At 59.9% G+C, this 11,121-nt stretch carries 7 protein-coding genes; all 7 read right to left on the bottom strand.

Annotated features, from left to right (window positions below):
• Positions 1 to 51: 51 nt before the first annotated feature.
• Positions 52 to 1,680 carry an alpha-D-glucose phosphate-specific phosphoglucomutase gene (locus L904_RS22540; protein WP_020809756.1) on the bottom strand — a complete coding sequence of 543 codons (1,629 nt, stop codon included), beginning with the start codon at positions 1,678 to 1,680 and terminating at the stop codon, positions 52 to 54.
• 4 nt (positions 1,681 to 1,684) lie between these two features.
• Positions 1,685 to 3,127 (bottom strand): glycogen synthase GlgA, encoded by a 1,443-nt coding sequence (glgA, locus tag L904_RS22535; RefSeq protein WP_035263405.1) that lies wholly within the window; start codon positions 3,125 to 3,127, stop codon positions 1,685 to 1,687.
• Between the two features lie 5 nt (positions 3,128 to 3,132).
• Positions 3,133 to 4,395 (bottom strand): glucose-1-phosphate adenylyltransferase, encoded by a 1,263-nt coding sequence (gene glgC / locus L904_RS22530; RefSeq protein ID WP_003522150.1) that lies wholly within the window; start codon positions 4,393 to 4,395, stop codon positions 3,133 to 3,135.
• A 21-nt stretch (positions 4,396 to 4,416) separates the two neighbouring features.
• Positions 4,417 to 6,624 carry a 1,4-alpha-glucan branching protein GlgB gene (gene glgB, locus L904_RS22525; RefSeq protein ID WP_035263407.1) on the bottom strand — a complete coding sequence of 736 codons (2,208 nt, stop codon included), beginning with the start codon at positions 6,622 to 6,624 and terminating at the stop codon, positions 4,417 to 4,419.
• Positions 6,624 to 9,086 (bottom strand): glycogen/starch/alpha-glucan phosphorylase, encoded by a 2,463-nt coding sequence (locus L904_RS22520; RefSeq protein WP_035263409.1) that lies wholly within the window; start codon positions 9,084 to 9,086, stop codon positions 6,624 to 6,626. The genes glgB and L904_RS22520 overlap by 1 nt, the downstream gene beginning before the upstream one ends.
• A gap of 441 nt (positions 9,087 to 9,527) precedes the next feature.
• Positions 9,528 to 10,298, bottom strand: coding sequence for a class II glutamine amidotransferase (locus L904_RS22515; protein WP_035263410.1), 771 nt, complete (start codon positions 10,296 to 10,298; stop codon positions 9,528 to 9,530).
• Positions 10,299 to 11,012 carry an aspartate/glutamate racemase family protein gene (locus tag L904_RS22510; RefSeq protein WP_035263412.1) on the bottom strand — a complete coding sequence of 238 codons (714 nt, stop codon included), beginning with the start codon at positions 11,010 to 11,012 and terminating at the stop codon, positions 10,299 to 10,301.
• Positions 11,013 to 11,121 lie beyond the last annotated feature (109 nt).

The following is an 11,121-nucleotide window of genomic DNA, read 5'->3' as shown; positions in this document are numbered from 1 at the left end:
GCCGAGTGAGGGACGCTTTCAGTGCGTCCCTCATGAGCGGGCGGCAAGCCCTTACGTAATAACGCTCGGTGCGTTGCGGCCGGTATGGGCCTTGATGCCGGCGATCGTATCGGCAACGGAAATCAGGTCGGCAAGCGCCTCCTGCGTTTCGATGCCGTGACGGGCCGCATCCGGCTCATAACGCTCGACATAGAGGCGAAGCGTGGCGCCCGCAGTACCCGTGCCGGAGAGGCGCAGCACGATGCGCGAACCGCCTTCGAACAGGATGCGGATGCCCTGATTTTTGCTCACCGACTGATCGACCGGATCGTGATAGGCAAAATCATCCGCCGCCGCGACCTTCAGATTGCCATAGCTGGTGCCGGGAAGCGTGGCGAGTTTTTCGCGCAGGGTTGCGACCAGCGTGTTGGCGGCGTCCGAATCCACTTCCTCGTAGTCATGGCGGGAATAATAGTTGCGGCCATATTCGGCCCAGTGCTTTGTGACGATGTCCTTCACGCTTTCCTTGCGCGCGGCGACGATGTTCAGCCAGTAGAGCACGGCCCACAGGCCGTCCTTTTCGCGCACATGGTTGGAGCCGGTGCCGAAGCTTTCTTCGCCGCAGATCGTCACCTTGCCGGCATCCATGAGATTGCCGAAGAATTTCCAGCCGGTCGGCGTTTCATACATGCCAAGGCCGAGCTTTTCGGCCACACGGTCGGCTGCCGCACTGGTCGGCATCGAGCGGGCGATGCCGGAAATGCCGGCGGCATAACCGGGGGCCAGTTTGGCATTGGCGGCGATGATGGCGAGGCTGTCGGACGGGGTGACGAACATGCCCTTGCCGACCACCATGTTGCGGTCGCCATCGCCATCGGAAGCGGCGCCGAAATCAGGGCCTTCCGGGCTCATGACGTCGTCATAAAGCTCCTTGGCATGGACAAGGTTCGGGTCAGGGTGATGGCCGCCGAAATCCGGCAGCGGCGTTGCGTTGCGGACGGAGCCCTTCGGCGCGCCGAGACGCTTTTCGATGATTTCCACGGCATAGGGACCGGTGACGGCGCTCATGGAGTCGACCACGACCTTGAAACCGCCGGCGATCAGCGCACGGATGGCGGCGAAATCGAACAGTTCTTCCATCAGGGCGGCGTAGTCGGCAACCGGATCGATCACCTCGACCGTCAGCTCGTCCACCTTGAAGCTGCCCACCTTGTCGAGATCGATATCGGCGGCGTCGGAGATTTTATAGCTGTCGATGACCTTCGAGCGGGCATAGATCGCATCGGTAATCTTTTCCGGTGCGGGACCGCCATTGCCGATATTGTATTTGATGCCGAAATCTTCGTTCGGGCCGCCGGGATTATGGCTGGCGGAAAGCACGATGCCGCCGAAGGCCTTGTATTTGCGGATGACGTTGGAGGCGGCAGGCGTCGAGAGAATGCCGCCCTGACCGACCAATACCTTGCCGAAACCGGCGGCGGCGGCCATCTTGATCGCCTTCTGGATGACTTCGCGATTGTAATAACGGCCGTCGCCGCCGATCACCAGCGTCTGGCCCTGAAAGCCCTCAAGCGCGTCGAAGATCGACTGGAGGAAGTTCTCGGCGTAATTTTCCTGGGCGAAGACTGGCACCTTCTTGCGCAGGCCGGATGTGCCCGGCTTCTGGTCCTGATAGGGCTTCGTCTGAACGGTCTTGATCATTGTTTCAATGGCCTTTCGAAATAAGCTGGCTGTAAAGCGCGGCGTAAAGACCGGCGCTCTTTTCCCAGGAAACATCGGATTTCATTCCGAGTTTCTGCATTTGTGTCCATAGTTTCGGGTCGTGGTAATAACGGACGGTCCGGCGGATCGCCTGTTTCAGACCATCGAGCGTGACGGGTGAAAATTGCACACCGGTCGCCGATTTATTGGCGATGGCGGCATGGTTGGCGTCGATCACCGTGTCGGCAAGGCCGCCGGTGCGGGCGACGACCGGAATGCAGCCATAACGCAGCGCATAAAGCTGGGTGAGGCCGCAGGGTTCGAAACGCGAGGGAATGATGATCGCATCGCAGCCCGCCTGCATCAGATGCGACAACGGCTCGTTATAACCGACGGCAACGCCGACGCGGCCATGGTGGCGGGATGCCGCCGCCAGAAGCGCGCCTTCCAGCGCCACATCGCCGGCGCCCAGCACCACCAGACGGCCGCCGAGGGAAACGATCTCGTCCACGGCTTCCGCCATGAGGTCGATGCCCTTCTGCCAGGTGAGGCGGGAGATGATGCAGAAAAGCGGGCTGTCATCATCGTCGATGCGGAAATGTTCGGCGACCGCCTTCTTGTTCAGCGCGCGGTTCTTGAGATTGGCGGCCGAATAATTGTCGTGGATCAGATGGTCCGTCGCCGGGTTCCAGACATCGGCATCGATGCCGTTGACGATGCCGTGCAGCACATGGGCGCGGCTGCCGATGACGCCGTGCAGGCCCATGCCGAATTGCGGGGTGAGGATTTCCTCGGCATAGGACGGGCTGACGGTGCTGAGCGCCGTTGCCGTCTGCAGGCCGCCCTTCAGGAAGCTCACATCGTTGTAATATTCGATGCCTTCCATGCCGAAGGCATGGGCGGGCAATGCAAGCTTGCTGAAAATATTCGCACCGAACTGGCCCTGAAAGGCGATGTTGTGGATGGTGAGAAGGCTCGGAATCTCGGGCGTTTCGGCATAACGCATATAGACCGGCGCCATCGCGGCCTGCCAGTCATGGGCATGCACCATATCCGGCCGCCAGCCGGGAAGCGCACCGGCGGCAATGCGGGCCGCAGCCAGCGAAAGCGCCGCGAAACGCTTCCAGTTGTCAGGATAATCCTTGCCGGTCTGGTCGAGATAGGGGCCGCCGGAGCGCTCGTAATAGGCGGGCGCATCGAGAATGAGGAGGTCGAGCCCCTCATGCCGCACTTCGAGCACATCGGCTTTTTCGCCGAGCAGATCGGTAAATTCGAAACATTTGACGGGGTCCGTCACGGCGGCTTTCACCGCCGGATATCCGGGTATCAATGTGCGCGTCGTGACGCCATGGGCTTCCAGCGCGATGGGGAGCGCGCCGGCAACGTCGGCGAGCCCTCCGGTCTTGATCAGGGGATAGATTTCGGATGAAACCGAAAGGACATTCATGGGCTCTACAGGTCCAGCTTGTCGATCATCGATTGGGTGATAAGGCAAATGCCGTTTTCGGTGCGGCGGAAACGTTTGGCATCCAGTTCTGGGTCTTCTCCTACAATCAGTCCTTCCGGAATGACCACGCCATGGTCGATGACGACATTGCTGAGCTGGGCATGACGCCCGATCTTCACACTCGGCAGTACTACGGCATTCTCAAGGCGGGAGTATGAATTAGCGCGCACCCCGGTAAACAGCAGGCTGCGCTGCAGGGAGGCCCCGGAAATGATGCAATCGCCGGAGACGACCGAAGACACGGCCGAGCCGCGGCGGTTCTCGTCATCGTGCACGAATTTCGCCGGCGGCGTGATTTCCGCATAGGTCCAGATCGGCCAGGACTTGTCATAGATATCGAGGTCCGGCACCACATCCGTCAGGTCGATATTGGCCTGCCAATAGGCGTCGATGGTGCCGACATCGCGCCAGTAAGGGCCATGCTCGAAATCCGAACGCACGCAACTATCGGCGAAGCGATGGGCGACGGCTTTGCCGTGCTCGACGATATAGGGAATGATGTCTTTGCCGAAGTCGCGGCTGGAAGTCGGGTCGGCGGCGTCGCGGCGCAGGGCTTCCATCAGGAATTTCGTGTGGAAGACGTAGATGCCCATCGAGGCGAGAGCGAAGCCTTCATTGCCGGGAATGCCCGGCGGATCGGCCGGCTTTTCGATGAAATCGATGATCTCGTCTTTTTCATTCACATGCATCACGCCGAAGCCGGTTGCTTCCATGCGCGGCACTTCAAGGCAACCGATCGTCACGTCCGCACCGGAATCGACATGCTGCTGCAGCATGTATTCGTAGTCCATTTTGTAGATATGGTCGCCGGCGAGGATGACCATATATTCCGGCGCATAGGGCTCGATGATGTCGATGTTCTGGTAGACGGCGTCGGCCGTGCCTTCATACCATTGCGTTTCGGAAACGCGCTGGGAGGCCGGCAGAATATCGAAGCTTTCGTTACGCTCGGGGCGGAAGAAGTCCCAGCCGCGCTGCAGGTGGCGGATGAGCGAGTGCGCCTTGTATTGCGTGGCGACGCCGATGCGGCGAATGCCGGAATTGAGCGCGTTGGAGAGCGCAAAATCGATGATGCGCGCCTTGCCGCCGAAATAGACGGCGGGTTTTGCCCGGCGGTCCGTCAATTCCTTCAGGCGGCTTCCTCTGCCGCCTGCGAGGACATAGGCCATTGCATCGCGTGCCAAAGGCTGAACTCTTTTTTCCGACATGGTGTCCTCCCTCTCTGTCTGTCAGTTTTCCGGCTCGAGCATGATCGTTGCGAGTGGCGGCAGGACGAGCATTGTCCCGATGTCTCCCCCGGCATCGACCGCCTGAACGCGTCCGCCATTTCCCTTGCCGCTGCCGCCATAAATTTCGGCGTCGGTGTTGAGAATCTCCCTCCACCGCCCCGCAAGCGGAAGTGGCACATAATAATTTTCCCGATAGACCGGCGTGAGATTGCAGATGACCGCCACCGGCTTTTCACCCGGCGCCATGCGCAGCCAGGCGAAGACGGAATTGTCGTGGTCATCCACCACAAGCCAGCGGAAACCTTCCGGTTCGCAGTCGCGGGCGTGCAAAGCGGGTTTTGAACGGTAGGTGAGGTTGAGATCGCGCACGAGGCGGCGCATGCCCTCATGCATCGGATATTGGCGCAGGTTCCAGTCGAGCGAGCCCTTTTCGCTCCATTCGCTCCATTGGGCGAATTCCTGCCCCATGAACAGCAGCTTCTTGCCGGGATAACCCCACATGAAGGCGTAATAGGACCGCAGATTGGCGAATTTCTGCCAGTCGTCGCCGGACATCTTGGCGATCAGCGATCCCTTGCCGTGCACCACCTCGTCATGGGAAAGCGGCAGCACGAAATTTTCGCTAAAGGCGTAAAGCAGGCCGAAGGTCAGCTCCTGATGGTGGAACTTGCGATGCACCGGCTCGCGCGAGAAATAACTCAGCGTATCGTGCATGAAGCCCATGTTCCATTTGAAACCGAAGCCGAGGCCGCCCTCGTGGACGGGCTGGGATACTTTCGGCCAGGAGGTGGATTCCTCGGCAATGGTCATGACGCCCGGATGGGTGCCGTAGACGAGGGAATTCATCTTCTGCAGGAAGCGGACGGATTCGAGATTTTCCCGTCCGCCATATTCATTGGGAATCCACTCGCCTTCCTTGCGGGAATAATCGAGATAGAGCATCGAGGCGACCGCATCGACACGCAGGCCGTCGAGATGGAATTTCTCGGCCCAATAAAGCGCATTGTTGATGAGGTAGGACATCACCTCGATGCGGCCAAAATTATAGATGGCCGTGTTCCAGTCGGGATGAAAACCCTGACGCGGATCGGCATGTTCGTAAAGCGCCGTGCCGTCGAACCAGCGCAAGCCGTGCTCGTCGGTTGGAAAATGCGCCGGAACCCAATCGAGCAGGATGCCGATGCCGACCTTGTGGGCGCCATTGACGAAACGCGCAAAGCCCTCCGGATCGCCGAAACGGGCGGACGGCGCATAAAGCCCGGTCGTCTGGTAACCCCAAGAAGGGTCATAGGGATGTTCGGTGATCGGCAGGAACTCGATATGGGTGAAGCCCATATCCGTGCAATAGGGAATGAGCTGGGCGGCCAGTTCGTCCCAGCTCAGGAACGTGCCGTCCTCGCGCCGCCGCCAGGAGCCGGCATGCACCTCGTAAATGCTGATCGGCTGGCGGCGCTGGTCCACCTGCGCCCAATGTTCCCGGTGAGCCTGGTCTTCCCATTTCTGGGTGAGTTCCGGCGCGGTAACGGAGGCGTTTTTCGGCCGCAACTCGGCGCGCCGCGCATAGGGGTCTGCCTTCAACGGCAGAAGCTCGCCGTTTGCGCCGAGGATTTCGAACTTGTAGGCACAGCCGGCATAGACGTCAGGCGCGAAGATTTCCCAGATGCCGGTATCCTTGCGGAACCGCATGACATGCCGTCGGCCATCCCAATTGTTGAAATCGCCGACGACGGAAACGCGCCGCGCATTGGGCGCCCAGACGGCGAAGTGGAAGCCCTCGACGCCCTCGAGCTTCAGCGGATGCGCACCCATCCTGTCGAAGAGTCTGAGATGCGATCCTTCGCGGACGAAATAATCGTCCATGGGGCCGAGAACCGGGCCGAAGCTGTAAGGGTCGGTCACCGCCCATTCGGCATCGTCGCGGCTGGCGCGATACCGCACCGGCTGTCGCTTCGAAAGATCGATCCGGCCTTCGAAAAAGCCATCCGGATCGAGCCGCTTCAATTCGCCCACGAAATTTCCGTCCAGCGTCAGGACGGAAACCTCCTCGGCGCCGGGAATGAAACAGCGGGCGGAAAACCCTTCCGGCGTTTCGTGAACGCCAAGAAGGGCAAAGGGATTGGAATGCAAACCGCTCTTGATCGCCTCGATTTCAGCCTTCGTGATGTCGCCAGTCTTTTTCTCTTCGGCCGAATTGAGCGGTTTTTTCATCAGGCTCTCCAGATCTCGGTGGCATATTGGCGGATTGTCCGGTCGGACGAGAACCAGCCCATGCGCGCCGTGTTGCGCACTGTCTTGGCATACCAGCTGTCCGGATCGCTCCAGATCGCGTCCACCTCGCGCTGCGCATTGGCATAGGCGTCGAAGTCGGCGGCGACCATGAACCAGTCGCTGTTGTAAATACCGTCGATCAGGCCGGCGAAACGGGAGCGGTCATCCGGCGAGAAGACGCCGGAGGCGATGGAAGACAGCGCCTGCGACAGCTCGGCCGATCCTTCGATGATCGCGCGGGGATTGTGGCCTTCGGCGCGCGCCTTGGCCACTTCATCCGCCGTCATTCCGAAGATGACGATATTTTCCGCGCCGACATGATCGCGCATTTCGACATTGGCGCCATCGAGCGTGCCGATGGTGAGCGCGCCGTTGAGTGCGAATTTCATGTTGCCGGTGCCGGAAGCTTCCATGCCGGCCGTCGATATCTGTTCGGAAAGATCGGCAGCGGGAACCATGATTTCCGCAAGCGAGACGTTATAGTTCGGAATAAACACCACTTTCAGAAGCCCGCGCACGGCCGGATCATTGTTGATGACCCGGGCAATATCGTTGGCAAGCTTTATGATCAGCTTCGCGTTGTGATAACTCGGCGCCGCCTTGCCTGCGAAGAACTTAACGCGCGGCACCCAATCCAGTTCCGGGTGGGAACGGATCTGATCGTAAAGCGCGACCGTTTCAACAAGGTTCAGAAGCTGGCGCTTATATTCGTGGATACGCTTGATCTGGATGTCGAACATGGCGGAGGGATCGACGCGGATGCCCATGCGCTGCGCCACCGTATTGGCAAGCCGCACCTTGTTCAGACGCTTCACCTCGGCGAATTTTTCGCGGAAACCGGCATCGTCGGCAAAACGGTCGAGCGCGGTGAGTTTTTCCGCATCGTCGAGGAAATCGTCGCCGATCGCCTCGCGCAGCAGGCTGGTGAGGCCCGGATTGCACTGCATCAGCCAGCGGCGCGGTGTGATGCCATTGGTCTTGTTGTTGATACGCTCAGGATAAAGGCTGTGCAGGTCGGCAAAGACCGTTTCCTTCATCAGGTCGGTATGAAGGGCGGAAACGCCGTTGATGGAATGCGAGCCGATAAAGGCGAGGTTGCCCATGCGCACGCGGCGTTCGCCGCCTTCATCGATCAGCGAGATCGAACGGATCTGCTGATCCGCCATCTTCTTTTCCTTGCGGGCGTAGACCAGCGTGTTGGCGTTGATCGCATAGACGATCTGCATATGTCTTGGCAGAAGACGCTCGAGCAGCGGCACCGGCCAGCTCTCCAGCGCCTCCGGCAGAAGCGTGTGGTTGGTATAGGAGAACGTGCCCTGCGTGATCTTCCAGGCTTCCTCGAATTCCAGCCCGTGCACATCGCACAGAAGACGCATCATTTCGGCGATGGAAATGGCCGGATGCGTATCGTTGAGCTGGATCGAGACCTTCTCAGGCAGCGAGGTGAAATCGGGATATTGCTGCAAATGGCGGCGCAGAATGTCCTGTAGCGAGGCGGAGGAGAAGAAGAACTCCTGCCGCAGGCGCAGTTCCTGACCGGCCGGCGTCGCATCGGCAGGGTAGAGAACCCGCGTCAGGCTTTCCGCCTTGTTGCTTTCGCGCAATGCGCCGATATGGTCGCCGGCGTTGAAGGCGGCCAGCAGAATGGGGTCGATCGGCTGCGCCGACCACAGGCGGAGCGTATTGACGCGGGTGCCGCGCCAGCCGACGACCGGCGTATCGTAAGCCATGGCGATCACGCGTTCGGCCGGTTTCCAGACGAAACGCTGCGGGTCTTCATAACCGCCGATGGTTTCCACCGAGCCGCCGAAGCCGACCTCATAGGAGCTTTCGCGGCGCTCGAATTCCCAGGGGTTGCCGTGCGCCAGCCAGGTTTCCGGCAGTTCCACCTGCCATCCGTCCGCCATCTGCTGGCGGAAGAGGCCGTGCACGTAACGAATGCCGTAGCCATAGGCGGGGATGTCGACGGTCGCCATGGATTCCATGAAGCAGGCGGCGAGACGGCCAAGGCCGCCATTGCCGAGCGCCGCATCCGGCTCCAGCCCGGCGATGACATCCAGATCGACGCCGAGCGAGGACAGGGCATCGCGGATTTCGTGCATCAGGCCGATATTGGAGATGGCGTCGCGCATCAGGCGGCCGATCAGGAATTCGAGCGACAGGTAATAAACGCGCTTGGAATTGTTGGCATAGGCCTTGCGGGTGGATTCCATCCACTTGTCGATGATGCGGTCGCGCACGACGAGGATGGTTGCGGTCAGCCAGTCATGGGGTTTGGCAACCTTGACATCCTTGCCGATACGGTAGGTGAGGCGTTCGATGATTTCCGACGCCATGATTTCCGGGTTGGAACTGCGCGGGGCGGGACGGGGAAGATCGGCGGCGTTAAGATTATTGATCATTGGTCGGTCAGCACCTTGGTGGGAGGAGAGGGTCTGATGAGGTCGATCCGGCTTGCCTTTGCTGATGCCAGTTTATGCATCGATATGGAGGCGTGGCAACAGCAATTTTTTCGGAAAATTGAACAGCTTAGCGCAATGAAAAATAAGTGTTTTTCTCGGCGCCCAAAGGATCGCCGAAGGCATTGATCGCCCTGTCTGCGCCGTTCTTCAGCGGATTTTCTTGGTCCTTGCGATGCCGGGCATCGCTCGGAAAAGGGGAAGAGGCTGCAATACTTCTGAAATGGTTCACCGGTCCTGAAATCTGTTTCGAACTATCGGATCACACACTAGCCTTCGCGGTTGTGAAAATTCAATGAAAATAAACAGGGCAGCGCTGCGGCCGCGCCGACCTGTGGTGGCGCGGGTGTAAAAACCGGCTGCGATCATCGCCAATGGCGCTGTTTACGGCAGGAGAAAAGGTTCCATCGCCATCTCGCCGGCGCGGATCGTCACCCTGGTATTGGGGGGAACGGCGCACCAGGGCGCGCAATCGAAGGAAAAGGGTTCGGAACTCAATGCGATGCCGTCATCGAGCCCTCGCCAGTAGAGTGTCGGCGGCTTGTCGTCGCTTGACCAGCGGAAGGCATGCAGGCAATCGCCATCCATAAGAACGGCACTGAATCGCAGCGCGGAAGAGACGCCTGCCGCCATCATCTTTTCCTGGCAAAGCCGCAGCGCGGTGGAAATGGCGCGAACCGGTTCGGTGTCGAGGCCATGCCCGGCGGCAATCAGGAAAATGGCTTCGCTATCGCCGGTGCCGCGCCGGGATGCATAGATATCGTCGGGGATGAGGGAATCGATATCGCGCCTGATCTGCTCGTAACCGCCGATCTGGCCGTTATGCATGAACAGGTATCGCCCATGCGCAAAGGGATGGCAATTGGCGCGGGACACTTCGCCTGATGTGGCGGAGCGGACATGGGCCATGAACATGCCCGAGCGGAGCTGGTGGCAAAGCGCCGCCAGATTGGCGTCGGACCAGGCGGGCCTTGTATCGCGAAAAACGCCGGGCGTTCCGCGTTCGCCATACCAGCCAAGGCCGCAGCCATCGCCATTGACGACGGTTTTCGCTTCCCTTGCGGCCATGGACTGGCTGACCAGCGATGCTTCGGGCTCGATCAGCAGACTGTCGAGCCAGACCGGTTTACCGGAATAGGCAAAGAGGCGGCACATTCATGCGGCTCTGTTCAGGGCCTTGTTTCCGAGCGCGAAGCCGACGGCGGCCTTCGCGTGAATGGCGGTCGAATCGTAACCCGGCAGCGGCAGGGCATCGGGATCGATCAGCAGCGAAATTTCGGTGCAGCCGAGAATGACGGAATCGACGCCAAGTGCACGGGCCTTCTCGATGACCGCGAGATAGCGCTCGCGCGAGCAGGACTTGATTTCGCCCTGGCAGAGTTCGCCGAAAATAATGTCGTGGATCGCAACCCGGTCTTCCGCATCGGGAACGACCACCTCGACATCGTGGCGGCGCATGCGGTCGGTGTAGAAACCATGTTCCATCGTGTAGCGGGTGGCGAGCAGCAGCGGCTTGCGGCGTCCGTCCGCCTTCAGGGCTGCGGCGGTTTCATCGATGATATCGATCAGCGCCACGCCGGACATCTTCTCCACGGTGTCAGCGACCAGATGCATGGTGTTGGTGCAGATCAGCACGCAATCGGCGCCCGCATTGGCAAGACGCGCGCCGGCAGCGCCCAGAAGCGCACCGGCCTCATCCCAGCGATCGGCCTTCTGAAGGGCGACGACCTCGGAAAAATCGAGCGAATGCATGACGATATCGGCAGAGACCAGGCCGCCGCGGCTGTCGCGCACGGCCTCGTTGATCATGCGGTAATAGGTTGCGGTGGATTCCCAGCTCATGCCGCCGATCAGGCCGATCCGTTTCATAAGAGTTCCCTTATCAAGTTTGATTGAAAATAAGGATGCCATCGTCGGGACGAAAACGGCATGCGTTTTTGCAGCGATTTCACGGCGTAGATGCAAAATTAGGGCGTTC

Origin of the sequence: Agrobacterium sp. LY4 (assembly GCF_001526585.1) — a bacterium.
Classification (GTDB): domain Bacteria; phylum Pseudomonadota; class Alphaproteobacteria; order Rhizobiales; family Rhizobiaceae; genus Agrobacterium; species Agrobacterium leguminum.
This window is presented reverse-complemented; position numbering and strand designations above follow the sequence as displayed.